Origin of the sequence: Streptomyces sp. NPDC056222, from assembly GCF_042264065.1 — a bacterium.
Taxonomy (GTDB): Bacteria; Actinomycetota; Actinomycetes; order Streptomycetales; family Streptomycetaceae; genus Streptomyces.
The window spans coordinates 112,166-137,693 of the sequence record NZ_JBHJTL010000004.1; the positions used below are offsets into that span (position 1 = coordinate 112,166).

Consider the following 25,528-nt stretch of genomic DNA (forward strand, 5'->3'; position numbering starts at 1 on the left):
CAACTCGGTTCCCATACGCAGGTAGTGCCGCCCTTTCGCCCAGACACGGTGCCACTCTTCACGTTCTGCACTTGGCCTTCCACGCGGCGAGGGGCATCGATCTCGCTCAGCAGCGGGGCTGACACTTCTCCGCGAAAGACACCCCACGGAAGATCGCCAGTGATCGCCGCATGCGGCAGGCAGCACCTCAGGGGGGAGCTTGCCCTTCGGGCCGCGGACTCGGCTCGGCCTCCGGCGACCGCTTCTCCGCTTGTGCGACTTCGGGGCAGGAGGGGTTCTCGCAGCGGGTGTCAGCGTACTGCGGGACGTAGATGCCCATCGTCTTGTGCCGATGGACTGTCGCCGGCAGCGGCTCCTTGCAGGACGGGCAGAGATGCCCGGGGCGGGTTGCCGCATGGTGCTCTTCTTCGTACATGCACTGACTTTACGTCCATTTTGCCCTGCTTTGAAGAGATATTAGGCAATCGTTACTTGCTGTGCGCCGCGTCATCACTGTCTGTCGGCGGTGGCCGCAGCAGGCTCAAGGCTACGGACGCGGCAAGGACGACAACGATCACAGCAAGGCTCACCGGCGAGGGGATCTCCGGGATCGCGGGGCTGATGAGCTTGTGGGAGGCCTGCAGGGCCAGTTTCACGCCGATGAAGGCAAGGATCAGGGCCAGCCCCTGACCGAGGTAGTGGAAGCGGTCCAACATGCCGGCCAGCATGAAGTACAGCGCCCGCAGCCCGAGGATGGCGAACGCGTTGCTGCTGTAGACGATGAAGGCGTCGCTGCTGACCGCGAGCACGGCGGGCACACTGTCCACAGCGAAGACCAGGTCGGCCGCCTCGATCGCGGCCACCACGGCGAGCAGCGGTGTCGCGACCCACTTCCCCGCCTCCTTGACGAAGAACTTGGTCCCGACGTAGTCGTCCCGGACAGGCATGATCTTCCGGAGCAGCCGGACTGCGATGCTCCGACCCGGGTCGAAACTGTCGTCCTCCTCCTTCAGGATCTTGTACGTGCTGTAGAAGAGGATGGCGGCGAAGACGTACAGGACGGCCGTGAACCGGCTGACGACGGCGACGCCGGCGGCAAGGAACAGGCCACGGAACACCAGGGCGCCGAGCACGCCGAGGAAGAGCACGCGGTGCTGGTATGCCCGCGGGACCTTGAAGTAGCCGAAGATCAGGGCGAAGACGAAGAGGTTGTCGACCGACAGGCTCTTCTCCAGCAACCACGCCGTGGTGTACTCGACCCCGGCCTGCGTGCCCACGACGGTAAAGACGACACCACCGAAGACGAGGGCCAGGCTGATCCACACTCCGCTCCACGCGGCAGCCTCGCGGAAACCGATGACGTGGGCCTCTCTGTGGGCAAGGAGATCGACCGCCAGCGACAGCAGGACGGTGGCGGCGAAGGCGATCCACAGCCAGTAGGGCACATCGTGCACGGCGGGCCCCCGCGGGACGGCAGGTGGGGCAGCTTCCCTTACATATGAGTCTGGGGGACCCGCGCGGAGTTGTCCTCCGGCGGGTACGGTCCCGGTCCTGCCGTCGTGCAGCACCGTCCGCTGCGGCCGCAGCTGACGGTGCCCCCCTCGTCACAACGTGGTCCGTGAGGCTCACTGCCAGCGGAGGATCCCTCCGCCGACAGCGCGGGGTGACCGTGGACGAGCAGTGTGGGGTCCTGGCTCGAGCCGCTACTCCCGGAGATACGCACGAACCCGGGGCAGCTGCCGTGACAGCCGAGTGGCACGATCTCTTCCCGCTCGGACCGGGCGTTCGTGCACCCTGGTTCCAGCGGGCATCCAGGTAGGGCTTGAAGGCTTCGACTCGGATGGCTGGCCCTACCACTCCCCGCGGAACAGGTCCTTCGGGATGACCGCGTCGGCGAAGAGCTTGGCGGCGCGAAAGGTCGGCGGAGTCCCCGGCCGATGACGGATCACGGCCGGGCCGCCCGGTGGCCCGGCCGCCGGGCCCCTCTGCGCCGCCCTGCCCCTCGGCGCCGCCGGGCCTTCAGGCAGGACGGCCGGTTCCCCCACCCAACCCCCGTGCGGTCCACCAAGACGATCAACTGGGACCTGATCCACCAGCGGCACGACCCTCCCGACGGGCTCAGTCACCGCTGCGCGGTCGGTGGGTAGGAGCCCGGCGGGCTCAGCCCCAGGTCTGGCCGGCCGGTTCCTTGATGGTGCGGTTGATCCGGTTGAAGAAATTGGTCAGCGCGATCTCCAGGTTGATCGCGCCGATCTCCTCCTCGATGAAGTGGGCGTTGACCTCTTCCCAGATCGCGTCGGTAACCCCCTCCGCACCATCCTGCAGCCGGGTGGCGGCCTCGGCCAGGGCCAGTGCCGCGCGCTCCGCGTCGGTGTAGAACGGCGCCTCACGCCACGTCGCCACGTTGTGCAGCCGCTCGTCGGTGTCACCGGCCTTCTTCCCCCCGGCGACACTGGCGTACACGCACGCCGAGCAGCTGTTGATCTGGCTGACTCGCAGGTGGACCAGTGCGAGCAGCTTCGGGTCGACGCCACCCGCGGCGATCGCCTTCTGCAGGTGCCCGACCGCGGTCCAGACGTCGGGGTTGGTCGTGTTCTTGTTCTTGAGCCGGTTCTCCATGTGAGAGGTGCTCTCCTTGATCGGGGTTACGTTCCGGGGCTCGTGCCCGTCACCCCTATGACGGAGCAGTTTCGAGGAAGGTAACAACATGCCCGACGCCCACCCCACGGATACGGTCTCCGAGGCCTTCGAGGCCCACCGCGACCGGCTCCGAGCCGTCGCCTACCGCGTGCTCGGCTCACACGCCGATTCGGAAGACGTGGTCCAGGAGGCATGGCTGCGTCTGTCCCGACAGGACACCGGCACCATCGACAACCTCGGCGGCTGGCTGACCACTGTGGTCGGCCGCATCAGCCTCGATGTCCTGCGGTCGGGCCGGACACGCCCGCAAGTCGCCCTCGACGACCAGCTGCCCGAATTCACCGTGACGCTGGACGACGCTGCTGCTCCCGAAGACCTCGTGGCGCTCGGGGACTCCGTCGGCCTCGCGCTCCTCACGGTCCTCGACTCGCTGCGCCCGGACGAACGGCTGGCGTTCGTGCTGCACGACGTGTTCTCCGTACCCCACGGGGAGATAGGAACGATTCTCGGCAAGTCCGCCGACGCGACCAAAATGCTCACCAGCCGCGCCCGCAGGAAAGTACAGGCCGCCCCGCAGCCGGCGAGCGCCGGACGCCCGCAACGCGAGGTGGTCCAGGCGTTCCTGGCCGCGGCCCGCAACGGTCAGTTCGAGCAGCTGCTGCAACTCCTGGACCCCGAAGTGAAGTTCACCGTCCACGCTCCGAACGGCCGGTTCGTCACGCTCGGAGCCACCGAAGTCGCCACCCGCGCGCGGGTGGCCGGCGGCACAGCTCGAGCGCATGCGGCGACCGTCAACGGCTGCCCCGGTGTCATCGCCTGGAGCGAGGACGGCACCCCGCTCTCCGTCCTCGCCTTCATCGTCACCGACGGCCGGATCACCGAGATCACCGCGGTGATCGATCCGGCCGAACTCGCGCTCATGAACCTGCCGGATCCGGTGTGACTTCCTACCGGCGACAGGCCGCTCGCCCTCGATGTGGCCCACGCCGGACCCCGCAGAGACGGTGAACGTATCCACCTGATGGGCGGAGAGTGCTGGCTTGGGATCGCCGTGAGTGCCCCCGCACCGATCGCCAGGGTGCCCTGAAGTGAGACGACCGCCCGACCCGGTGCCGGGTGGTCGACATCCCTCCGTCGTTGAGCCCGCCGCTTCCCACCCCTGGCTCACAGGATCCTTGCCACCAGGCACCACAGACATCCGATGAACCCTGACGGCGGCGGCATGTCGATGCGGGAACGGGAGCGGGAGTGTACGCACGACGTGACGCGGTGGACCGTGCTCAAGACGATGGACTCCGCCTGGCCGGAACCCCGCCAAACCTGCTGCCGCAGGCTGAAGCACGGTCCACGGACGACCCGGCCCGCGTGGGACTTGAGAGGATCGTTCCATGGCAGACAAAGATGATCAGCTGACCCAGGTCGCCTTTGGCGTGTCAGAAGTGTCGGCCGCGGCTCGCAACCAAGCCCTGCGGCTGCTTGAAGCCGACACCTCGCTGCACGCGGCGTGGATCTCGGGGGTGGCAACGAACCGGTCGGCGCCGGAGGAGATCCTCCGCCGCGTGTTCACGCTCGACCCCCTGCCCGACGGCGTCCTCCTGTGGCTCCGTCACGGCCACCTTCCCCCCGCAGCCGTGAAGGCCGCGATCACTCACCGCGACCCTCAGGTCCGCAGGGACCTCGCGGGAAACGGCTCCCTGCCGGCGGACGCGCTCGCCGTACTCGCCGAGGACTCTGACCCGAAAGTGCGGTGGATCGCCGTCATGATGGCGGGCGAGTACAACGTCACGCTCCCGACGGAGCTGACCGTACGACTCGCCACCGGACCGGAGGCCCGGCTGCGGTTCGCCTCCATCGGGCTGCCCGGCCTACCGGACGAGACGCGGCTCGCACTGGCCGAGGACCCCGACCCTCACGTCCGAGCGGGCGCCCTCGGTTCCTGGAGCTGGCCCAGGCTGCGCCCCGAGGTCCGAGCCGCGGCCGAGGCGGACCCCCACCCCCGGGGTACGCAAGGCGGCCGAACGCGCCGCCCACATCGAAATGCCCCTGCCGACGACGCTCGCCTACTTCCTCGCAGAAGCGGACGAACGCCGCCGCAGCGACGCCGCGTACAAGGCACCCGTCGACGCCGCCCTGGCTGCCCATCTCGCCACCCACGACGACAGTTCGCTGCGCCGCGGAGCCGTCTGCAACCCGCACGTGTCCACGGCGCTCGCCCTCACGCTGGCCGCCGACCCCGAGCCCGCCGTCCGTCTTGCCCTGTCCATGCGCGGCGACATCACCGAGGAGCAGCGGGCAGCGATCGACTACACCGTGCACGAAGGCCGCTTTGGGGTGCCGGGCTGGGTGGAGGAACGCTTCGGTGACCCGGGCGCGCTGCGGGAGATCGCGGCCTCCAGTCACGTCCTGCTGCGCCGGGGCGTCACGTGCGCGCCCGAGCTTCCCGCGGATGTGATCGAGAAGTTGGCAGCGGACGAGGACTACTTCGTCAGGCTGATGCTCTGCGAGAACGACCACGCCCCGCACGAGCTGCTTGTGGAGATGTTCGCCGACTGGAAGGGGCTGAGCTGGGGGATGCTGGCCCGCCGCCGGAACTTCGCCCGGCCCGGCCTGGCCCGGTACGCGGACGACCCGAACTACCGACTACGACTCGCCGCGCTCGCCGACCCGGAGGGCACACCGGAACTCGTCGAACGACTCTCCCACGACCCGGACGACACCGTCCGCGGCCGAGCGGCCGCCGACCCACGCCTTCCGCACGCACGGCTCGTCGAACTCCTCGGCAGCAACCACATGCCGTACACAGCAGCTGCCAACCCCGCGCTGCCCACCGAACTCATGCACCCGCTACTCGACATCGCGGGTGTTCAACGCTGATGCGTCGAGTGACAGCACCAGGGTGCCGTCCACGATGAGCACAGCGTCCTGTGCCGAACCGCTCGGGAGGCTGAATTCCCAGTTTCGTAACCAGCAGCTGCGGAACGGCCCTTAAAGTGGCTAACACGATGAACTGCTTGGCCACCAGTTATAGGCATCCCGGCTCGCCATCGGCGACGAACCGTGTCAAGGACTGCTCCAGCAGCTCGAGAAACTGTCGTAGGTCATCAGCCACCTGGTCGAGCTCGGGTTCGTCCAGCGACGCAGTTCGCGTCCGGTAGATCACTCCGCCAGGGCTAGCAACATAGGACAGGCCGCCACCGTTCGAGCCGATGACCAGGCCACCGTCCTTCTGATCCGCGCCGACACCGACAGCTCCGTACTGCTGGAACCGGAGCAGGACATCGGCTGCCGGGTCGACGAAGTAGCCGTTGCCAACGTCCTCCCAGGTGACGTCGCCGATGCTGTCGTAGAAGGTGCCCAGATCGGCAGGCATGATGCTGACCTGAGCAAGCGTGCGAGCCGCGACCTGGTCGGCGTGATCGGCCACCCGGACCTCATTGGCTCCTGAGGGAAAGCCGTGCCGGCGCTCGAACTCGTCTGTCATTGCCTTCAGGGTCTTCGAGACCCTGCTGGTCCACGAGGTCAGCCAGGCGGGCGAAAGCGAACGGTCACTCATGATGCCGGATCATGGCACGAGCTGCGGACATCTATACGCGCCCGGCAACCCTGCGTTGAAGGTCAGCGCAGTGCCCTGAGCTGTCGGTGGGTGATGAGGCAGCAGGCGAGTTTGAGGAAGGCTTCGTGCATGTCGGCCCTGCGTTCCCAACGGATGCGCAGGCGCCGGAAGCCGTGCAACCAGGAAAACGCCCTCTCAACCACCCAGCGGTAAGTGCCCAGCCCAGTGCCGTGCCGTGTCCCTCGCCGGGCGATCGCCGGAACGATGCCACGGGCTCGGACCTGATCACGGTAGACGTCATGGTCATAGCCGCGGTCTGCGCACAGCGAGTCGGGCTTGCGGCGCGGCCCCGGACAGGCGGGACCGCGTCGAGTAAGGGCAGGAGCTGGGTGACGTCGTTACGGTTGTCGCCAGTCAACAGGACCGCAAGCGGAGTGCCGTGTCCGTCGGTGATGAGGTGGTGCTTCGAGCCGGCCCGCCCACGGTCGACCGGCGACGGGCCCGTCTGGCTCCCCCTTCTAGCGCCCTGACGTGTGAGGAGTCGACCACGCAGCGGGACCAGTCCACCCGGGAGGCCGCGTTGAGCTCGGCCAGCAGGACCTCATGCAAGCGGTGCCAGACGCCGGCCTCGTTCCAGTCCCGCAACCTACGCCAGCACGTCATGCCGGAGCCGAAGTCGAGCTCCTGAGGCAGATGTTCCCACTGGACTCCGGTGTGCAGCACCTACGGGATCCCGCAGAGCACCTCCCGGTCCGGCAGCGGCTTGCGGCCGGGATGTCGAAAGCGTCGCTCGCGCTGCGGCAGCACCGGCTCCAAGCGGTCCCACGGCTCATCCGACACGATCCACGGTGACGTCCCCACATGGGGTCGAAGGCTCAACCCCCGTCCCGGGCACGGCCGTCACTGCCTGCCCATCTCAATCCGTCCGTGTCGTATGGCGGGGACGGAAGGTTCCATTCGGCGTCTGAGCGGCAGACAATCTGTCGAAGTTCGCGGGCGCTTCGTGGCGATATGGCCTGCATCACGGTGTCGAGGAGGGCCCGGGCTTCGAGAGGGTTGCCGCAGCAGTACCAGTGCACGTTGCCCCACTCGTAGTCGTGCCACAGAGCGCGCTCGGGCTGGTGGACGTAGTCCTTCCACAGGCCCACCGCTGCGCTGACGTCGCCTGGCTGCAGATAGTTGCGGGTGCGCTCGAGATGGATGATCTCGGACAGTGCACGCGAAGACAGTCCATCGATGACCGGCCTTGCACCCGTTGTCTGGTGGCTGCCGGGGGCGCCGGCACGGATCTGTCCTGGCCGTCTACGCGGCATGGACCTTTCGGTTCGTCGTCATGCGGTACATGGTGCCACGTCCTCGAATGGCATCTCGGACGGATCCGCTCGCAAGGGGATTCGCCGGACCTGGGGGCGGCCTTCGTCTGATCATGCTCCGACCAAGGTGCAGGTGACCACGACGAAGGCCGCGACGGTGAGTCTGCTGCCTGATGTAGCGCGGAGGGAAGCGTTCGAGGAGGCATCACGCTTCCGGGGCGAGTCCTACGAGTGTCTGACCGCTCGGCGCGACGAGTTGTTCGAGTTGGTGGACGCGGTGCTGTGTGCGGGTGCGGTGAAGTCTGTGGTCGATCTGACGCTGTCGCCCGAGCACCGCCGTGGGGCGTAGCGATGTACGGCGGCCTGAACCACGGCCGGATCGACGTCGATCGGCTGCGGACGGTGCTGGCCGGGCTGTCACTTCCGCGCTTCGATGGCGGGCGCCTGGTCCTGTCGGTCGATGTGTCGCCGCGGTTTCGTTCGGACGCACCGCGCTCGGCCGAACGACTGTTCTGCCACGTCTACGGCCGAGCGAAGACAGCGTCACAGTTCATTCCGGGCCGGCCCTGCTCTTTCGTCGCCATTCTGGAGCCGGGCGCCACGTCCTGGACCGCGGTCCTGGACGCGGTCCGGCTCGGGCCGGCGGATGACGCGTCAGCGGTCACCGCCGATCAGCTAAGGAGTGTGGTCGAGCGGCTCATCACCGCGGGCCAGTGGGAGAACCGGGGACCCGGCCATCGTGATCGTCAGCGACGCGGGCTACGACGTTACCCGCGTGGCCTGAATCCTGCGCGACCTCCCCGTCGAGCTCGTCGGCCGGGTCCGCTCCGACCGGATCATGCGTCTGCCGAAACCACCCAGAATGCACGGCGGCAACGGCCGGCCGCCCAAGCACGGCCCGGAATTCCGCTTCACCAAGCCGGAAACCTGACCCGAGCCCGCGATCCCCACCGCCACTGATCCACCAACTACGGCAGGGCCCAGACCCAGGCGTGGGACCGGAAGGGTACACCCCCGGCTCACCCACAGGTCTTCCTGGCTAGACCATGAAGGTGAACTACCGGTGGTTGAAGAGACGTTGATGCGGCTGAAGGTCGAGCATCTGTCGAAGGGCCGGGATCCCCGGCCGGTGTGGTTGTGGTCCTCCAAGACCGGCGCCACCCGGGACGACGTGGACCGATTCTGGCAGGCACTTCTTCGCCGCTTCGATCTGGAGCACACCTTCCGGTTCGCGAAGCAGACCCTGGACCACTCCGAAATTCCGTGCTCCCGAGGCGGCGGACCGCCGGACCTGGATCCTGATCGTCGCTCACACCCAGCTCCGGCTCGCCCGACCACTCGAACCAGATGTCCGCCGGCCCTGGGAGAAACCCACCACCTCCGGCCGGCTTGCCCCGGCCCTGGTCCGCCGGGGGTTCAGGAACATCCGCGCTCATCTCGCCTGCCCAACGCGTGTTCCCAAACCCCGAGGAACCGGCGCCGGACGGCGCCCGGCGCCAAGAACAAACAGCGGGCACCCCGCTACGACGTCGGCAAGACCGTCAAACGCCCCGAAACCCTCAAGGTCATGGGCAAGCCTGGAAGATCTTGGTGGATGAAGAACAGGCTTAGACGTGGTTTCTTATGGCGTTTCCCAGGGTCACGGGCCATGCGGGGATACTGCTGTGGTGCTGTTGACGTGGATCTCTGAGGTGGCGGACGAGCCCCTGGTGCTGGAGCCGGCTGACCGTCGGGTGGAGTGGGAGACCAACACCTGGTGGCTGAGCGCGGAGGACGAGGACAGGAGGTCGTTGTACGTCTCCGCCGTGGTGGCCGCCTTCGAGCGGACTGCCTCAGCCATCCAGGTCCGTATCCGCGAGCTAGGCTTTCCCGGGGTCGCGACGTTCTACGTGTGGCATGACGAGCAGGCCGGTCAGCTCCGGTGCTCGACGGGATCGGTGCTCGCGGAAGCATTGCCGTTCGGCGGCGCCTACGAACCTTCCGACGACCTCGGGCCGGTCATCGAGGGGTTTCTGGCCGACAGCGAGCCGGGCGCCATGGACTGGTCGGGCCTGAAAAGCGGGCAGAAACACTCGGAGCCGACCGCGGCCGAGCCTGAGGTGGTGCCCATCCGGGTCTGGGCTCGCAGCGTTGGAGCAGCCTCACGCTGATCGGTGCTGTTGGCCCGGAACGAGGTGCGGGCGGCGGCAACCTGATGCGGATGGCCCGGGATGAAGCCCAGGGGTTCCCATGGAAGCACCGACAGGACGCCCGGCGGCACTTCATCGGTCCGACCCGGGCCGCAACCCGCCTGAGGTATTGGATTGTCACCGCCCCAGGATGATGAAGCAGGTTCCGCATGCAGTCGACGTGAGCCACTGCCGGCAGAGGAGGCCTGGTAGCCGGCGGGAGTTGACCACGACCAAACGCGGCAGTCCGGCAGGCCGCAGCCTCGGCGATACAGACAATCCATGCGCGGCACCGCCCCTCGCCGCCGCCCTTGGTTCCTATCCGGGGCAGTCGTCCGCAGCCCCTATTTCGGAACGCGCGGCCACATGCCCAATTCGGAAAGAATGATCTTTCCGAACACGGCCGGCCGCTGCTGCCCGAGTCGTTGCGGGGGCGGAATCGACTGGACGGTCGCAGGGTCCTCAAACGGGATCGTGTGGCGGTTCCGTACCGGGACTGCGTGGCGGGATGTTCCTGACCGGTGGGGGGCACGCTCAGCGCAGAAGGCGCCTTCCGCTTGAACCGGCAGAACTCTTCGACAAGGTTCATCGTCCCAGCTCAGAAGGCACTTTCCTATGCCTCGCCGCTTCCGGCCTCATCTCAATCGAAACGGCAAGGTCAGTCGCTGCGGACCCGCTCCCACAACAGCCCGTCCCGCCAGCTCCCGTCGAGAACGATTGAGGAGTGGGCGACGCCGTACGGGCTGAACCCGTTGCGGCGCAGCACCCGCTGCAACGGCAGATTCTCCAGATTCGTGGACGCCTCTGCTCGGTGCAACCCGAGTTCGTCCCTCATCACCCGGAGTACAAGCCCGACGGCGCGCCCGGCGTGCCCTTGATGCGCCCCGGAGCTATCCACGTCGCGTGCGGTGAACGGTTGCGCCCTATTCGCTCAGCCCCACAACTCCCCAGCCCCGCCGGGCGGCTTCGGACAGGACGCGGCCCCAGTCGTCCAGCAGGGTGGTGAACTCGTCGAAGTCACTGACCCATCCCCGGGAAACGGCGGCGTGCTCGTTGTAGGCCTCACGCAGCCCGCCGAGCCGGGGCCGTACCCGGTCCGACGTCGAGGCCAGCCCCCGGACGGTGTCCGGCGACCGCGCGAGCAGCACTCCATGGGTGCCTGATGGGTCGTCGCCGAAGAAGCCCGGATCCATGTGCTCCGCCTCGCCGTCCGGCCCTCCCCAGATCAGCCCGAGCAGCAAGGAGTCCAAATCGGCCCTCACCAACGGGTCGGCATGGTGGCGTACAGACTCCCACCGCTCCCCGGCCCAGAAGTGCGCCTTGAACGAACCGAGGGTCCCCCGGAACTCGTAGACGGCGAAGGAGGTGCTGTGAGGCCCTCGCGGCCAGTCCCAGCCACCTTCGATCACCGGTGCGTCGTGATCCCACAACCCGGTCTCGTCGGCGTACCAGGCATCCCGCAACCGCGACAACCTCTCCCTGGGCGGAACCTTTCCCAGCCAGGCCCAGTCGGCGATCAGTACATTGATGTCCAGCCCCATACCCGTGAGCGTACCGATCACCCGTTCGGCAAGGTGCCGTGCTGGAGCCTCGCCTCGGATGCCTGCCGGCGACGGCATCGCTGTCGAGTTCGGCGGTGCCGTCGTTGTTGAGGGCGTTGCTGATGCGGCCGTAACTGGTGTCGGTGTCCAGGGCGGCGAAGACTTCGCGGGGCGCCGACCTGACGTTGCCGTGGTGGGTGCTCAGGGGGCGGTGCCGCGCACGGCCTCGGTGATCCGGATGTTGCGTCTGTGAGTGCTGATTTCCCCGGGGTCGTCGGCCGACCTCGGCGTCGCAGCTACGCCTGTCACGGTGAGGCGGACGCTCGTGGCCTCGTCGATCTTGACCTGGCGGTACGCGCCTTCAAGAGCGATGCCAACGAGCCGTCCCACGCCGCGAAGCTCGGGGGTGCCGACACTCGCCTCGACGCTGGGGCCGGGGGCTGACGGTGGAGGTTGGCTAGATAGAGATGAGACCTGGCTAGGACGGTTGTTCCGCGGGTGTGAGCTCGATCGCGACGGCCGGGATCGCGGCGGGATTGCGTCCTGCAAGACGGCAACCAAGGCAGTCGGGGTGGCCTCGCCGTGCCGCTGTGTCACGGACGCGCCAGTGCTGTTGATCGACCGGACGCGGTCCGGTGGCCTTGCCCCACCCTGCCAGGTGAAGGAACCAGGTGGTGAGCGCGGCGAGGGCAACCACAGCTCCACCCAGCGCCAACCCCATGGTCGAGCGGGCTGCGAATGCCACGCCCATCGCCGTGCAGCCGGCAGTGGCTATCCCGGTGCCTGTCCAGCCGGCAACCGTGTGGCCCATGTCGTGGTCTCCGTGCACACTCACGGTCGTCTCCTCAGGAAATGGGATGCTGGGGCGGCGAGCCGTGGCTCACCCGCCAGAAACATCTTATCTCGCAAGATAATTTACTTAGATACTAAGGGGATATGTGGTGCAGGGCAAGGTGCGACCGGCGGCGACAGCCGAGCAAGCGCTGTACGCGATGGACCGGATGATCGCGACCGCACAGTTCGGGCAACAGGACATCGCGCGGCTGCTTGGCCTCAATGTCACGGATCTGACCTGCCTCGGCTTCCTCGTCGAAGCCGCCACGGCGGGCGAATCTCTGGTGGCCGGCGACCTCGCCGACCGGGCGCGGCTGACCACCGGTGCGGTGACCGGCGTCCTCAACCGCCTCGAGAAGGCCCAGTACATCCGCCGGCAGGCGGACCCGCAGGACCGCCGTAGGGTCCGGGTGGTCATGGAGGAGTCCGCACTGGAGCGCATCCTTGAGGCCTACGGCCCCTTCTACGAGCGCCTGGGCTCGCTCTTCGCCGACTACAGCCCGGACGAAATCGCCGTACTGGCGGACTGGTTCACCCGCGCCAAAGCCCTGCTCCAGGACTCATTGGACGAGATCCGCCAGGGCGTCTCCGGATGGTCTCCGTCTGACCGCTGAACACCCCGTCGATTCACGCGACCCCACCATCGCCCCCGCGGTGGAGCGTTGGTGCAGGCAACGCAACGACGAGCTCCCCCGCACGACTCCATGGCAACGGCCGGCCGGTGACAGCGCCGAAGCCGAGGCGGACTGCACCGGGCGCCGCGTGGAGAGAAGCTGGTCGCCGGGCGGGCTCATGAAGTGGCCCTCCCGCTCCTGGGGCAGACCTGTTTGGCGTTCGGCAGTGACCATCCGCTTCCACCCCTCGCTGTCCGGAGCGGGCTCGTCGGGCTGGTTGCATCACCTGACGCCGGAGGCTGCGGCGCGCCACCGGGCGCTGGTGGAGCTGTCCGCCAGCACTCCATTCTCTGCACCCGCAAGGCCGGACAAGACGACACGACTGACAAGCCGTTGCGGGAGGGCGGGCAGCGGACAGCTGGTATCGAGGGGACCCGTCGATCTGAGACGCCTCCAGCCGCTGGGCCGGTGAGGACACCGAAATTTGCCTGGTCAAGGCAGCGTTCAAGATCGTAAAGTCGGGCCATGCCTCAGGAAATACCCACCGAGACCCTGTCCGCCGCGCCGTTCCGGCCGGTGCTGACCCGTCATGCCGACGCCGAGACCTGCGCCGATCCCAGCAGTGTGATGACGCTGCTCGCCGACTCGGACAGCACGGCCGACGGCTTCACCAGCTACCGGTCCACCTTCGCCAAGGGGGCCGTGGGGGCACCCGCACACTTCCACACCAAGGCGACGGAGCTGTTCTTCGTGATCAGCGGATCACTCCAGGTGCTGGTGGGCGAGGAGGTCACTGTCCTGGAGGCGGGCGACTTCCTGGCTGTGCCGCCCCATACGCCGCATGCCTTCGCGGCCGCGCCCGGCTGTGAGGCGGACGTTCTGTTCGTGTTCACGCCGGGCATGGGCCGCTTCGACTATCTGCGGCTGCTCGGGCGGGTCATGCGCGGCGAGGCCGACCCGAAGGAGATCGCCGAGTCGGCGGAGCGGTTCGACAACCACTACGTCGACAGCCCGGCCTGGCGCGCCGCCCTGGAGGCGTCGGCGTGATCGCCTCCACTGTTCATGTCAGGGTGGCGCGGCCCTCGCGGGACCTGGCTGCGGCCGAACGCTTCTATGTCGACGGCCTGGGCCTGAACGTCCTGTGGCGTACCACCGAGCGCGTCCCCGGCAAGCACGACCTCGTGATGGTCGGCCCGTCCGACGCCGGCTGGCATTTCGAGCTGACGCACGACCCCGAGCACCCGTTGGAGCCCACCCCGACCGTGGACGACCTGTTCGTGCTCTACCTCGGCAAACCGGCGGACGAGGAGGTGGTCGACCGTTTGGTGGAGGCCGGTGGTACACGTGTCCCGGCCCACAACCCGTACTGGGACGAGCACGGAGTGACGATCGCCGACCCGGACGGCTACCGTCTGGTGCTGTGCTCCCGTACCTGGACCTGAGCAGTGTCCGGCGAGTCACGGAGCCCAGCCAGGGCCGCATGCGGCAAAGCTTGACGTGCCGTGAATGAGGTGGGCGCGCTTGCCATACCTCGTCGCGACGGCCGGCGGTTCCTGCGTACGTCGATCGTCCGCTCGACTTCATTGCTGCATTTGCAGCTCGTCTTGTCGAAGCCGGTGGGCCGTCCGCCCCGGTTGCCGCGTACCAGCAGTTGTCCTGCTGGTACGCGAGGTTCGGGACTGGTGGCGTACACGTGGGCAGTCGCGGTCACGGCAGCACGGGAGATGTCCGTTGAGGGCTCTGGAGGGGCTGCCCGGCCCCTCCTCCAGAGCCCGAATCGCCGGCAGGTCCCGGCGTCCCTCACCGGTGGGCTTCCGGTTGGGGGAAGCTGTCGATCACCTTGCTTCGATCGGCCCAAGACCCGTTCTGCTGACCGGCCTTGGTCGGATGCACCTTCAGTCGGACCCTGTCGTCGTACGTCACGCCTCCACGCCCCAAGGCTGATGCCGACGCCCCGCACCAAAGACGGGTCACATTGCCCGCCGGACAGGCATAACTCCTCACCGCTGCCGCACCCAACCGCTCACCCGACCGAAGGACGATATGAACCTCTTCGACCGCCGCGTGGTCATCACCGGTGCGGGCCGCGACTTCGGCCGCTCGCTCGCCCACCACTTTGCCGGTCTCGGCGCCGAACTCTTTCTCGCCGCACGCACCCTGGAAGCGGCCGAGCGCACCTGCGGTGAGATTCGCGACCGTGGTCACGACCAGGTGCACGCTTTCGCCTGTGACCTCGCCGACTCCGCCTCAATCCGTGAATTCGCCGCGTCGGTCGGCCGCCGCACCGATCGCATCGACGTCCTCGTGAACAACGGTGCCCGCTGGTTGGAAGGCCCCGACCTCCTTTCTGTCTCCGACGAAGACGTGGCCGACACACTCGCCTCGGGCAGCACCGGCACCATCCTCGTGACCAAGAACCTGCTGCCGCTGCTTCTCGCCTCCGACCACCCCGACGTGGTCACGATGGTCTCCGCCTGTGGTGTTCCCGGCGCTCAGCACCCCGTGGCACACGAGGCCTACCACGCGGCCAAGCACGGCCAGAGGGGCTTCACCGAAGCCCTCTCGCGACGTCTGCGCCCTCAGGGCGTCCGCGTGATCTCCCTGTTCCCGCCCGACTTCGACAGCGGCCGCGACCCGCTGTCCCCGGAGTGGGACGCCACCCCGCGCGGCGCCCAGGACCCGCTCGCGGCACAGTCGGTGATCGACTGCGTGACCTTCGCGATCCAGCAGCCACGCGACTGCTACATCAGCGCCTTCCACTTCGAGTCCCTGCACCCTTCCACCTCGGCCGACGGCACGTCGCAGCTCTGAGCGGCCCCGCCCTCTCCACGGTGTCGCGCCGACGGGGGTGAGCGCCGACGCAACAGGCTCCCGCGCGTCGGCGCCTCGGCGAACGCCGCGGCGGATGCGAGATCAACTCCGTGACCACAAACCACAGTTACGACTCACCGAACCAACCCCAGACTCACACACGCGGAGGCGCTGCCCAGCCGAAACGCTCCGCATCACGAGATCAGGGACAGAGCCGGTGGACGTGCCCCGGCCCGGGCGATTCAACGGAAGGCGTCGGCGTTCTCCGAAGCCCACTGCTGGAAGGGGCGGGCCGCCGATCCAGTGACCTGCGAGACAGTGTCGCGCACCATGAGCAGCTCATCGTTCACATCGCCGCCCGTGACGTCGAGCACTGCGTCTGCGGCCTCGGCTCCGAAGACCGCGGCCATCTGCGCGAAGGCCTCTTGGCGGCTGATCTCGGCGAAGGCAACCTCCCGCCCCAGTGCTGCCGCGATGGCCTCGACCTGCTGTCGGGCGGTCACCGGCTCGGGACCGGTCAAGGCGTATGTGCATCCCTGGTGGCCGGGCTCGGTCAGTGCCACCCTTGCCACCGACGCGATGTCGGCAGGATGGATGGTCGGCAGTGCGATCGCGGCGTACGGCGCACGGACGGTCTCACGGTCACGAATGGCAGCCGCCCACATCAGGGAGTTCGAGGCGAACTGCGTCGGCCGCAGGATCGTCCAGGCCATGCCGCTCGCCTTGAGCAGTTCTTCCACCGCCAGGTTCTCGCCCGCGGGGCCGAGGTGGAGGTGGGTCTGGACGGTGATGGACGACACCAGCACGACGTGCTCCACACCCGCCTGCCGGGCGGCTTCGAGTATGTCGGCGTCCGAGCCCAGACGCGACACAAGAAACAGCGAGCGCACCCCTTCCAACGCGGGCTTCAACGAGGCCGGCTCCGCGAAGTCGCCCTCCACGGCCTCGACGCCTTCGGGGAAGACAGCCCGTGAAGCATCACGGGTAAGGCCTCTCAGCGGCCCGACACCACGTGCCTGCAGCTCGTTCAGCAGGGCGCTGCCTATGTTTCCGGTTGCTCCGGTAACGAGGATCATGTGCATGTTTCCCGTCGTCAGATGATCAAGTAACGACACTAGAACCTCAACTGCGCTTCAGGTCAACTAAGCGCCTGGTGATCCCAGCGGCTGGGCACGTTCTGATCACTCCCATCTGCAGGTAGGGCCCACTCGGGATGCGCTGGACGTGTTCACCCGCCTTGGATCGAGCGAGGTGGGAAACGATCTCCGGTGATTCAAGAAACGATCTTCACGTAACTCCGAAATGCCTGGTCAGACACCCTGGTGGACACCCCTGTGGTGGGTGGCGACAGGCGCCGACAAGCACGCCGGCTCACCCGGGCCTAGCGTGGACGTGCAGCCGGTCCACCAGAGAAGGGATCACGGCCATGAGCAGCGCCATGGACAAGGCCAAGGGCAAACTCAAGGAGGTCGCCGGAAAGATCACCGGCAACGAGCGACTTGAGGCCGAGGGCAGGACCGACCAGGCAAAGACCAAGATCCACGATGCGGTGAAGAGCGTCCGCGAGCGCGCCGAGGGCATCAAGGACTCACTCAAGCGCGACCGCTCCTGATCGAGCCGACGCAATGAGGCCCGGTTCCGCGTGGTCTTCTTCGCCGGGTCTCCCTGACGGCCGTCCTCTTCGCCGGCGTCACTGTCTTGGCCGCGGCCTTCTTCTTCGGCTTCGACATCTCGTGGACGGTGACAGTCTCGCCGGTCTCGCCGAGGGAGGCCTTCGCCGTGGCTACGGGCCGTCGAGCGGGTGGATCCACGTCAGATCGGCCGACTGAGCGTTCGTACCGGCTGACGAAGTCCGCGCGGTTGCGAGTTTCTCTGCCGGGTGGTGCTCTCTGTGGCCAGGCGGGGGTGGTCGTCGACGGCGGAGGGTACGTAGTCGCGGCCCCTATGGCTGTGGGTGGCCGGGACGGCCTGTCGGCCCAGCGTCCTGTGTCCGACTCCGTCGGCGATCCGGCCCGGTTTCCGCACGTCAACTCGCCGCTACAGCTCGTAGTCCTGGGCCAGCTCCTCCCAACGAATGCTGCGAAGCGCAAGATCAGCATCCTCACCCGCCGGTACCTCCGGTGCTGCCTGGAACCAGGCAAGGACGAGGGTGGAACCGTCCATTGCCGGGTCGAGCGCCGTGGAGTCGAAGACACCGACGCAGGCCACTGCAGGCAGCACCTCAACGGGGCCGAAAGCGCCGGCGGTCTCGTCCGGGTACTCGCGGGAGGGCGGAACAAGATGGACCGGTGTGGAGGAAAACGCGCGTTCGGCCTGCCGCTGGAGCCAACTGACCTTCAGGTCGTTAATGCGCTTGCACGGGTATCCCTCCAGCATCCCCCCGTAGGTCGAAGACATCCGCAGCTCGGTGAGCCGGATCGAACGACCGGACGAGAGGACTATGTGACCCAGTGACATGCCGACACCCTATGCGCACAGTTCACTTCCGAGGTTCGGGTGGTGGGGAACGGGTCGCGTACAGCGATCATCAGCTGACCCGCCTGGGTGAGTCTGCGACCGCCATGCTCTTCCGCTGCACGGTCTGCATGATCCACCTCGCCTACGTCGACGCATCGTAGGAGTGGCTACGTCGGCAGTCTGCGGTAGCAGATGAGGGTGCAGGCGATGCTGGTGAAGGCGAGGAAGTGGTCGGCTTTACGTTCGTAGCGTCCTTGGAGACGGCGGCAGCCGGCGAGCCAGGCCATGGTGCGTTCGATGGTGCAGCGGTGACGGCCCAGCCGCTGCGAGGACTCGACACCCTTGCGGGCGATGCGGTGGGTGATGCCACGTTCGCGTACCCATCTCCGCAGGTGAGAGTGGTCGTAGGCCTGTTGCCGTGGAGCTTGCCCGGCTTGCGCCGTCTGCGTCTGCGGCGGGACCGGATCGGCGGTATGCCCTTCACCAGCGGAATCAGGGCCTGACTGTCGTGCAGGTTCGCCGCCGAGATCCGGACAGAGTTGGCCCGACAGAGATGGGCAGCCTGTCCGCTCAGTGATCAGGGGGATCTTCGAGCCGTACTTGCCCCAGTCGACAGGATTCGGACCTGTCAGGTGCCCCTTTTCAAGGCCCGCATGTTCACCGAGTCGATCGCACAGCGGGACCAGTCCAGCTCGCCTCGGGACCCGAGTTCGTCGAGGACCCGGCGGTAGGGCTTGGCCCACACCCTGGCCTTCGTCCACTCGGCGAAACGCCGGTGGGCCGTTGCTCCCGATGGTCCGAACGACGCGAATGGCAGCTGCTGCCACGGGCAGCCCGACGTGGCCACGAACACGATCGCGGCCAGCACCTCCCGGTCGCCTTGCCGACGCCGGCCACCACCCTGAGACCGCGAAGGAGCCTCCGGCACCACCCGCTGGACCAGCTCCCACAACTCGTCCGGCACCAGCCGCTCAACAATCCCCACCACGGCCCGCAACCTACCGACCGGCCACATGAGATGACCTCCAAGTGGTCGGCGCGCCGGAAGTCCTTCGGGGGTAGACGTGACGGTTGGCTATGTGGTCTGGGGTCTCAGGCGGCGGGCAGACCGCTAAAAGGTCGCGATCACCGTGGTTTTAGTGGGGCAGCCCCAACTCGCCTGCACGCAGCCCGGCCTGGAAGCGGGAGTTGGCCTCGAGTTTGGCCATCAGCTCGGCGACATGTCGCCGGTAGGTACGCAGTGAGAGGCCGAGCCGTTTGGCTGCCGATTCGTCGGTGAGGCCCGAAGCGAGGGCTTTGAGAATCATGCGGCCGTCGGCATCGAGGTGCGGGACGTCGCTGCGCAGATAGGTTTCGAGATCGATGGCGGCGTCCCAGGTCGCCCGGAACAGCGAGTGAACACCGTCGATCAGGATCTGAGACGTCGTCACGGTGTACTCGCGGCCGGTGGGGGTCTCCTGGCCGGCAAGAATCATCACCCGCCGGTCGATGAGGATGGTCTCGTGCGGCAGCGGCGAACGGCTGATCCGAACGAGAGCGCCCTTGCTCCGCACCAGCCGCAGATGCGCGCGGGCCTCCTCGTCGGCGAGTGCCACAGGGCTGAGCAGCTTCCGAGGGGTGAAGTCAGCGGAATCCGCAGCGCGCATCCGATTCCGGACCGCAGCCCTGGCTCCCGGTTGCGACCAAGTCTTGAGATCCCGGGCGGCGCACAGGAACTCGGTCCGCGCGGACTCGAAGAGATGACCTGCTCGCGCGGTCAGCTCTGCGTCTCCTCGCACTGAAAACACCTCTTCGTTCCGCATCCCGCCAGTCTGGCAGCAAGCTGCCACGAGCTCGCTGGGCGTCGTGACGGCGGACACCATGAGCGTCATGACGACCAAGACTTTCTCCCTCGGCGGAGAGCTGACGATCAACCGGCTCGGCTTCGGCGCGATGCGCCTGGCGATGGGCACCTTCGCCGGTCCTGCGCGAGATCCCGAGACGGGCATCGCGGTGCTCCGCCGGGCCGTGGAGCTGGGCGTGAACCACATCGACACGGCCGGCTTCTACGGCAGGGACGCGGTGTGGGCCAACGAGCTGATCCGTACGGCATTGAACCCCTACCGTGACGACCTGGTGATCGCGACGAAGGTGGGGCCTTTGCCCGGACCGAACGGTGTGCCGAGCGGGCAGGCGACGGCTGATCAGCTGCGCGGCCTGGTCGAGGCAGATCTGCGCTCTCTAGGCGTCAACCGGCTCGACCTGGTCTATCTGCGGGTCGGCGGGATGACCGGGCCAGGTGACGAGTCGATCGCCGAACGGTTCGCGGTGCTGGCCGAGCTCCGCGCGCAGGGGCTGATCCGCCACCTGGGCGTCAGTAACGTCGACCGCGCCCAGCTCGCCGAGGCCCGGGGGATCGCGCCTGTCGCGGCGGTGCAGAACAGGCACTCCGGCGACAAGGGGCTGCTGGCGGAAAGCGAGGAAGCGGGCATCGCGTATGTGCCGTACTTCCCGCTCGGCGGCGGAGTCGGCAGCGGCCCACTCGACGCCGAACGGCTCGGCAAGGTCGCGGCACGCCTGGGCGCGACCACGGCGCAGGTCGCGATCGCCTCGCTGCTGGCGACCTCGCCGACGGTGCTGGCGATTCCGGGCACCGGCACTCTCGGTCATCTGGAGGAGAACCTCGCGGCAAGCGATCTCAGTCTCAGTGACGAGGACCTGTCTGACCTGCGAGGCTAACTGGACGGCTCCGGAGGTCGGCTTGCCTGCCATGCCCATTGCCGCCGCCCGCCCGGTATCCCCGACCGCCACCGATCGGCACCGGTTGATGGCAGCTTGGGGCTCGGGAGCCGACCACTGAGTCGTCCACCGGACGGTCATCGTCGCCACGATCCGGCTCTGGCTGCACACGTGAGCCTCGCTCACCTCTACTCCAGCAAGCGTTCCGCGTCATCCGGAACCCAGGGAAAGGGGACATCGGGCCAACGTGCGGAGGCCCATACCTCGAGATCGACAGCCAGAACGGCGTCCATGAATGCCTCTGGCGGTCGGTAGCCGTGGGCGGTGACGAAGTGCGTGATCAGGAAGGGGGCGGCATAAGCGATGCCCGGCTCGCCCGGAATCCGTACCTCGCCGTTCCCTTCCGGAGCCTCATTCTCAGGACAAAGGTCGCACTCGTGGACCCCGAGACAGACGTTCATCCACTGGACCTCCTGAACAGCCTTCAGCTTCTCCACGAACACCGTGGGGACCATGCCTGTTGCGTACGGCTTACCCGCTTCCAGCCACCCGACGTTCAGGCGGGTGTACGCCGGGCGGTACCAGAGCGCGTAGAAGCCCGAATCCCTGGCCGTGAACTCATCCTCGTCCTGGTAGTCGTACTCGCTGAGATCTTCGTAGAACACCCGCACATCATCGCCGCACCGCTTCATTGACTCCTACGCGATTCCACGACCGCCGGACACGACCTAAGCCGTTTCGCTCGGAGCACCCGTGCCTGAGCAGCCACGAAGAACGAGCTGCCGCAGCGTGGACGGCTGAACTCAAGCAAGCCCTGGCCGACTACACCGGGTTCATCGCCTCATCCCAGCGTGGCTGGATCCACCGGTGGCGCGTTCGGCCCCGCTCCATGAGCACCGAGTGACGACGAAGCCATGCCGCCAGGGCCGAAGGCGGCGGGCCGGGCGCCTGAGGTCGTCGCGCTCTCCGCCATCACTCGGCTCGTACGCCAGGTAGGTCGAACCGGCGAGGAACGTACCGCGGCTGGGAATGTCGGGGATCGAGAGGCGCGTGGGCGTCCCGGCGGTCGTGCGAGGGAGAACCCCCGCCCGCTCCATGCGCAGGGCACGAAGAACGTGTGGCGGCAGCGCCCGACCTGACGGACTGCAGGGGCGCGGACCCGTTCCGACGCTGCCGTTCGCGTCAACATCAGGCTGATTCCATTCGAAAACCGTCGTACGGCAAGGGTGTTGCGGGGTGCCGTTCACATGGGCGCATTACTCTTCGTTGACTCACCCTTGGGCTTGCTTTGGTGAATTCTGGCGATGGCGCGACCGGATGGAGGAGCGTTCACGATGCCGTCCGTCCGCACGTCCGTGGCCCTGCGCGCGACCCTCCTTCTCATCATCGCCCTCGTCTGCGGCACCTGCGTCCTGCCCGGCCCCGCAGGGCCGGCGCCCCGGCTCCAGCAGGCAGGCGTCCAACAGGCTGCACCGGCCGCGGCGTACGAGTCCGCGCACGCCGGGGGCGGCGAGGCCGACGCCCCCAGGGGCTCCGTCCTCCACCGTGACCGACGGCGGGCGGTCACCGCGCCCGCAGGCCCTCCCGGCCCGCCGCCGCTCGTCACCCGCACCGACCCGCTCACGGACCTGCCGACCGGCCGCACCGGCGGCCCGGACGCCCGGCCGAGACCGTTCACCGCCTACGACTCCTCCGTCCTCCAGGTGTTCCTCTGCTGACAGGCGCGCCACAACCCCGCGCCGATCTGTCAGCCCGACGCGCCCACCGCGCGCCAGGAGGAAACATTCATGCAGCCCCTCATCGACAACGCCCGCCGATTCGGACAGCGCCCTGAGGAGTTCGCCCCGCATGCCGCGGGCCAGTCCCCGGCCGTCCTGTTCGTCACCTGCTCCGACTCCAGGGTCGTACCAGCCCTCATCACCGGCGCCCGACCCGGCCAGCTCTTCGAACTGCGCACTGCGGGCGGCATCGTGCCTCCGTACGACACCGGCAACCCCACCGGGGAGGCCGCCACCATCGAGTACGCCGTCGAGGTCCTCGGTGTCGAGGACGTCGTCGTCTGCGGCCACTCCCACTGCGATGCGGTGGGTGCCCTCGTCCGCGGCGACGACTTGAGCGCCGTGCCCGCCGTACGGGACTGGCTCGCCAACGCCGCCCCCGACGGCGCCCTGGGGCGCTCCGAGGACCCTGCCCTCACCGACGCCGTCCTCGGCCACATCCTCGCCCAACTGCTCCGCCTACGTTCCTATCCGTGTGTCGAACGGAGGCTGACGGACGGTCGGCTCCGCCTGCGCGGCTGGTACTACGAGGTGCACACCGGCGCTGTCCTGGAGTACCGCTCCGGGGCCGACGCCTTCGAGGCGCTGTGAGGAGGGGCATCCGGATGCCGCGCTCCCTCCCCTTCCTGCGGCAGGACTTCGCCGCCTCGCTCGTCGTCTTCCTCGTCGCCCTCCCGCTCTGCCTCGGCGTCGCCGTCGCCTCGGGCGTCCCCGCCGAACTGGGCCTCATCACCGGCATCGTCGGCGGCATCGTCACCGGCCTGATGCGAGGCAGCAGCCTCCAGGTCTCCGGCCCGGCCGCCGGCCTCACCGTGCTCGTCCTCGAGGCGGTCCGCGCCTTCGGCCTCCCCGCGCTCGGAGTCATCGTGCTGGCGGCCGGCCTGCTGCAGATCGCCATGGGCCTCCTCCGGTGGGGCCGATGGTTCCGTGCGATCTCCCTCTCCGTCGTCGAAGGCATGCTCGCGGGCATCGGCCTGGTCATCATCGCCGGGCAGCTCTACGCCGCAGCGGGCATGCCCGCCCCGGACTCAGGTCTCGACAAGCTCACCGGCCTGCCGGGCGCCCTGGTCGAGGCCTTGGGCAGCCGCACGGCCCTCGTGTCGCTCACTGTCGGTGCCGGCACCGTCCTCCTCATCGTCGGCTGGCGGCGGATGCCGCGCCGCGCCCGGGCAGTGCCCGGTGCCCTGGTGGCGGTCTTTCTGGCAGCCCTCGCGACCGCCGTGTTCGACCTTCCGGTGGAGACCGTGCGGGTGAGCGGCGTACTGGAGGCAGTCCACCTACCGGGGTCCGAAGCCCTCTCCTCCCTCGCCGACCCGGCCCTCCTCGGCACGGTCCTCGCCTTCGCTCTGATTGCCTCCGCCGAGTCGCTGTTCAGCGCGGCGGCCGTCGACCGGCTCCACTCGGGGCCGCGCACGGACTACGACAAGGAACTCGTCGCCCAGGGCTCGGGCAACGCCCTGTGCGGCCTGCTCGGCGCCCTGCCACTCACCGCGGTCATCGTGCGCAGTTCGGCCAATGTCGAGGCCGGCGCGCGGACGAAGGTGTCCCGGGTCCTCCACGGGATCTGGCTGCTGCTCTTCGTCGCCCTGCTGCCCGCCGTACTCGCGTACATCCCGCTGGCGGCGCTGGCCGGGATCCTCGTCCACGCCGGCTGGAAGCTCATCCCGTTCAAGGGCGTACTGGTCCTCTGGCGCCGTCACCGGGGTGAAGCCCTCGTCCTCGTGGCGACGGCGACGGCGATCGTCGCGGTCGGCATGTTCGAGGGTGTCCTGATCGGCCTCGCCCTCTCGGTCGCGAAGGCCGCCTGGGAGGCCTCGCACCTGCGGATCGAGCACAGCGACGACGGACGCGACGCGATCCGGGTACGGCTCCAGGGGACGGTCACCTTCCTGCGGCTGCCCCAGATACTCGACAGTCTGGAAGCCCTGCCCAGCGACCGCCGGGTGGTCCTGGACCTCTCGGGGGTCCACCACCTCGACCACGCCTGCCGGGCGGCGCTGGAGACATGGGCCGAACGGCACAGCGGCGCCGACGCCGAGGCCGTCCGCGCCGACACGGCCCCGGACCGCCACGAGGGCGCCACCGCGGGCTCTGTGAGCACCCCGCACTGAATCCGGAGGGTCTACGGGGGGGCGACGCGCGCTGCGTCGCCCCCCGTTCGCGGTGGGGCGTGCGAGAGGTCCCGACAAGGCGCTGGATGTGTGTGGGTAGGTGCCGCCGGCAACGCCGATGGCCAAGGCCGGCACCCTCGTCGCGCGGCGCGAACGGTCCGAGGGTGCGGGCTGGTGCCGGGCGCACGGTTGGCAGCTGCTGCCTCCGGTCTGTCTGCAACGCACTGACTCGCGATGACGAATGTTGAACATGTTCAACCATCCTGGCGGGATGCGCTTCGGGGGTGGTGGGCCTTGGTGGAGGCGCGAAATGAATGGCCCGACAGCCGGATGCTGTTGGTCGCCGCCGTGATTCTCGGTTCCGGCCCCGGCGTGTCGGGGTGAGAAACACCTGAACGGCTACAGTCGGGAGCCCGTCCCTCGCCAGCAGAATTGGAACGCCGTGTCGACCGGACAGCGCCGCCCCACCATCCGCCCTGCGACTGGAGGGGATCTCGATGCGCTCCAGACTCTCGCACGGCGCACGATCGACACCTGCTACCGGCGCTTCCTCGGCGACGAGGCCGTGGACTGGTTCATCCACAGTGGTGCTTCGGACGCGCACGTGAAGAGTCATCTGGAGCGGGGCGGCGTGAACTGCCTCTGCCAGGACGACCAGATCGTCAGTATTTCCATCCTCGATGGCCCCACGATCGACCTGATGATGGTGGACCCGGATCATCATCGTCGAGGGCTGGGCCGCTTCCTGCTCCGGCAGTCGGAGGAAACGCTCTTCGCCCAGTACCCGTCCATCCGGCTGGAAACCTTCGCGGACAACGCACCGGCCAACTCGTTCTACCAGGCATGCGGCTGGGTTCACGGGGATCGCATGGAGGACGAGGGGCCGGCCAAGGTCGAGTACACCAAGAGCGGGACGGCCGGCTGAGGCCGCCCAGGTCGGATCGGGCGACGTTCGCCCTGTCGATGACGGCGCTCGGGTTGCCGGTCGCCGGCGTTGCCTGTTTCGCCGGA

23 protein-coding genes and 4 pseudogenes are annotated in these 25,528 nt (G+C 68.0%); 14 read left to right on the forward strand and 13 right to left on the reverse strand.

Annotated features, from left to right (window positions below):
• Positions 1–467: 467 nt before the first annotated feature.
• Complete coding sequence (locus tag ACFC0D_RS03645) at positions 468–1,433, reverse strand: TerC family protein (RefSeq protein ID WP_376430818.1); 966 nt, start codon at positions 1,431–1,433, stop codon at positions 468–470.
• Between the two features lie 706 nt (positions 1,434–2,139).
• Positions 2,140–2,598 carry a carboxymuconolactone decarboxylase family protein gene (locus tag ACFC0D_RS03650; protein WP_376430819.1) on the reverse strand — a complete coding sequence of 153 codons (459 nt, stop codon included), beginning with the start codon at positions 2,596–2,598 and terminating at the stop codon, positions 2,140–2,142.
• Between the two features lie 88 nt (positions 2,599–2,686).
• On the opposite strand from ACFC0D_RS03650, the gene ACFC0D_RS03655 reads away from it, so the two are divergent.
• Positions 2,687–3,562, forward strand: a complete 876-nt coding sequence (locus ACFC0D_RS03655; RefSeq protein ID WP_376430820.1) for a sigma-70 family RNA polymerase sigma factor — start codon at positions 2,687–2,689, stop codon at positions 3,560–3,562.
• 1,094 nt (positions 3,563–4,656) lie between these two features.
• Positions 4,657–5,493 carry a hypothetical protein gene (locus tag ACFC0D_RS03660; protein ID WP_376430821.1) on the forward strand — a complete coding sequence of 279 codons (837 nt, stop codon included), beginning with the start codon at positions 4,657–4,659 and terminating at the stop codon, positions 5,491–5,493.
• A gap of 148 nt (positions 5,494–5,641) precedes the next feature.
• On the opposite strand, the gene ACFC0D_RS03665 is transcribed toward ACFC0D_RS03660, so the two are convergent.
• Positions 5,642–6,100, reverse strand: a complete 459-nt coding sequence (locus ACFC0D_RS03665; protein WP_376430877.1) for an SMI1/KNR4 family protein — start codon at positions 6,098–6,100, stop codon at positions 5,642–5,644.
• A 134-nt stretch (positions 6,101–6,234) separates the two neighbouring features.
• A pseudogene (locus ACFC0D_RS03670) lies at positions 6,235–7,033 on the reverse strand (IS5 family transposase).
• A 609-nt stretch (positions 7,034–7,642) separates the two neighbouring features.
• Between ACFC0D_RS03670 and ACFC0D_RS03675 the strand changes: the two are divergent.
• Both ACFC0D_RS03675 and ACFC0D_RS03680 read left to right on the forward strand, forming a co-directional pair.
• Positions 7,643–9,076: pseudogene (locus ACFC0D_RS03675) on the forward strand (NF041680 family putative transposase); the annotation flags it as partial.
• A gap of 73 nt (positions 9,077–9,149) precedes the next feature.
• Positions 9,150–9,635: a hypothetical protein gene (locus ACFC0D_RS03680; protein WP_376430822.1), complete on the forward strand. Its 486-nt coding sequence runs from the start codon at positions 9,150–9,152 to the stop codon at positions 9,633–9,635.
• Positions 9,636–10,311: 676 nt separating this feature from the next.
• Here the strand turns inward: ACFC0D_RS03680 and ACFC0D_RS03685 are convergent.
• The 4 genes and pseudogenes from ACFC0D_RS03685 to ACFC0D_RS03700 form a co-directional block, all read right to left on the reverse strand.
• A pseudogene (locus ACFC0D_RS03685) lies at positions 10,312–10,533 on the reverse strand (GNAT family N-acetyltransferase); the annotation flags it as partial.
• 43 nt (positions 10,534–10,576) lie between these two features.
• Positions 10,577–11,194 (reverse strand): hypothetical protein, encoded by a 618-nt coding sequence (locus ACFC0D_RS03690; protein ID WP_376430823.1) that lies wholly within the window; start codon positions 11,192–11,194, stop codon positions 10,577–10,579.
• A 201-nt stretch (positions 11,195–11,395) separates the two neighbouring features.
• Positions 11,396–11,584, reverse strand: coding sequence for a hypothetical protein (locus ACFC0D_RS03695; RefSeq protein WP_376430824.1), 189 nt, complete (start codon positions 11,582–11,584; stop codon positions 11,396–11,398).
• Between the two features lie 88 nt (positions 11,585–11,672).
• On the reverse strand, positions 11,673–12,029 hold the full coding sequence (locus ACFC0D_RS03700; protein WP_376430825.1) for an HGxxPAAW family protein: 357 nt from the start codon (positions 12,027–12,029) through the stop codon (positions 11,673–11,675).
• Positions 12,030–12,135: 106 nt separating this feature from the next.
• On the opposite strand from ACFC0D_RS03700, the gene ACFC0D_RS03705 reads away from it, so the two are divergent.
• The 4 genes from ACFC0D_RS03705 (at position 12,136) to ACFC0D_RS03720 (ending at position 15,453) form a co-directional block, all read left to right on the forward strand.
• Positions 12,136–12,642, forward strand: a complete 507-nt coding sequence (locus ACFC0D_RS03705; RefSeq protein ID WP_376430826.1) for a MarR family transcriptional regulator — start codon at positions 12,136–12,138, stop codon at positions 12,640–12,642.
• 525 nt (positions 12,643–13,167) lie between these two features.
• On the forward strand, positions 13,168–13,689 hold the full coding sequence (locus ACFC0D_RS03710) for a cupin domain-containing protein (protein ID WP_376430827.1): 522 nt from the start codon (positions 13,168–13,170) through the stop codon (positions 13,687–13,689).
• Positions 13,686–14,084 carry a VOC family protein gene (locus ACFC0D_RS03715; RefSeq protein WP_376430828.1) on the forward strand — a complete coding sequence of 133 codons (399 nt, stop codon included), beginning with the start codon at positions 13,686–13,688 and terminating at the stop codon, positions 14,082–14,084. The genes ACFC0D_RS03710 and ACFC0D_RS03715 overlap by 4 nt, the downstream gene beginning before the upstream one ends.
• A 601-nt stretch (positions 14,085–14,685) precedes the next feature.
• Positions 14,686–15,453, forward strand: coding sequence for an SDR family oxidoreductase (locus ACFC0D_RS03720; protein ID WP_376430829.1), 768 nt, complete (start codon positions 14,686–14,688; stop codon positions 15,451–15,453).
• A 242-nt stretch (positions 15,454–15,695) separates the two neighbouring features.
• Here the strand turns inward: ACFC0D_RS03720 and ACFC0D_RS03725 are convergent, their stop codons facing one another.
• A complete protein-coding gene (locus ACFC0D_RS03725; protein WP_376430878.1) occupies positions 15,696–16,529 on the reverse strand; it encodes an NAD(P)H-binding protein in 834 nt (277 codons plus the stop codon).
• A 350-nt stretch (positions 16,530–16,879) separates the two neighbouring features.
• Here ACFC0D_RS03725 and ACFC0D_RS03730 point away from each other — a divergent pair, with 350 nt between their 5' ends.
• Positions 16,880–17,065, forward strand: a complete 186-nt coding sequence (locus ACFC0D_RS03730; RefSeq protein WP_376430830.1) for a CsbD family protein — start codon at positions 16,880–16,882, stop codon at positions 17,063–17,065.
• A 425-nt stretch (positions 17,066–17,490) separates the two neighbouring features.
• Here ACFC0D_RS03730 and ACFC0D_RS03735 read toward each other — a convergent pair whose 3' ends face one another.
• From ACFC0D_RS03735 to ACFC0D_RS03745, 3 genes and pseudogenes are all read right to left on the reverse strand, one after another.
• Positions 17,491–17,910 (reverse strand): hypothetical protein, encoded by a 420-nt coding sequence (locus ACFC0D_RS03735; protein ID WP_376430831.1) that lies wholly within the window; start codon positions 17,908–17,910, stop codon positions 17,491–17,493.
• Between the two features lie 167 nt (positions 17,911–18,077).
• A pseudogene (locus ACFC0D_RS03740) lies at positions 18,078–18,925 on the reverse strand (IS5 family transposase).
• Positions 18,926–19,046: 121 nt separating this feature from the next.
• Positions 19,047–19,712, reverse strand: a complete 666-nt coding sequence (locus ACFC0D_RS03745) for a response regulator transcription factor (protein ID WP_376430879.1) — start codon at positions 19,710–19,712, stop codon at positions 19,047–19,049.
• Positions 19,713–19,779: 67 nt separating this feature from the next.
• Here ACFC0D_RS03745 and ACFC0D_RS03750 point away from each other — a divergent pair, with 67 nt between their 5' ends.
• On the forward strand, positions 19,780–20,628 hold the full coding sequence (locus ACFC0D_RS03750) for an oxidoreductase (protein ID WP_376430832.1): 849 nt from the start codon (positions 19,780–19,782) through the stop codon (positions 20,626–20,628).
• Positions 20,629–20,816: 188 nt separating this feature from the next.
• On the opposite strand, the gene ACFC0D_RS03755 is transcribed toward ACFC0D_RS03750, so the two are convergent.
• Positions 20,817–21,293 (reverse strand): hypothetical protein, encoded by a 477-nt coding sequence (locus ACFC0D_RS03755; protein ID WP_376430833.1) that lies wholly within the window; start codon positions 21,291–21,293, stop codon positions 20,817–20,819.
• A gap of 669 nt (positions 21,294–21,962) precedes the next feature.
• On the opposite strand from ACFC0D_RS03755, the gene ACFC0D_RS03760 reads away from it, so the two are divergent.
• The 4 genes from ACFC0D_RS03760 (at position 21,963) to ACFC0D_RS03775 (ending at position 25,442) form a co-directional block, all read left to right on the forward strand.
• Positions 21,963–22,346 (forward strand): hypothetical protein, encoded by a 384-nt coding sequence (locus tag ACFC0D_RS03760; protein WP_376430834.1) that lies wholly within the window; start codon positions 21,963–21,965, stop codon positions 22,344–22,346.
• A gap of 69 nt (positions 22,347–22,415) precedes the next feature.
• A complete protein-coding gene (locus tag ACFC0D_RS03765) occupies positions 22,416–22,997 on the forward strand; it encodes a carbonic anhydrase (RefSeq protein WP_376430835.1) in 582 nt (193 codons plus the stop codon).
• A 14-nt stretch (positions 22,998–23,011) separates the two neighbouring features.
• Positions 23,012–24,517 carry a SulP family inorganic anion transporter gene (locus tag ACFC0D_RS03770; RefSeq protein WP_376430836.1) on the forward strand — a complete coding sequence of 502 codons (1,506 nt, stop codon included), beginning with the start codon at positions 23,012–23,014 and terminating at the stop codon, positions 24,515–24,517.
• A 442-nt stretch (positions 24,518–24,959) separates the two neighbouring features.
• Positions 24,960–25,442: a GNAT family N-acetyltransferase gene (locus ACFC0D_RS03775; protein WP_376430837.1), complete on the forward strand. Its 483-nt coding sequence runs from the start codon at positions 24,960–24,962 to the stop codon at positions 25,440–25,442.
• Positions 25,443–25,528 lie beyond the last annotated feature (86 nt).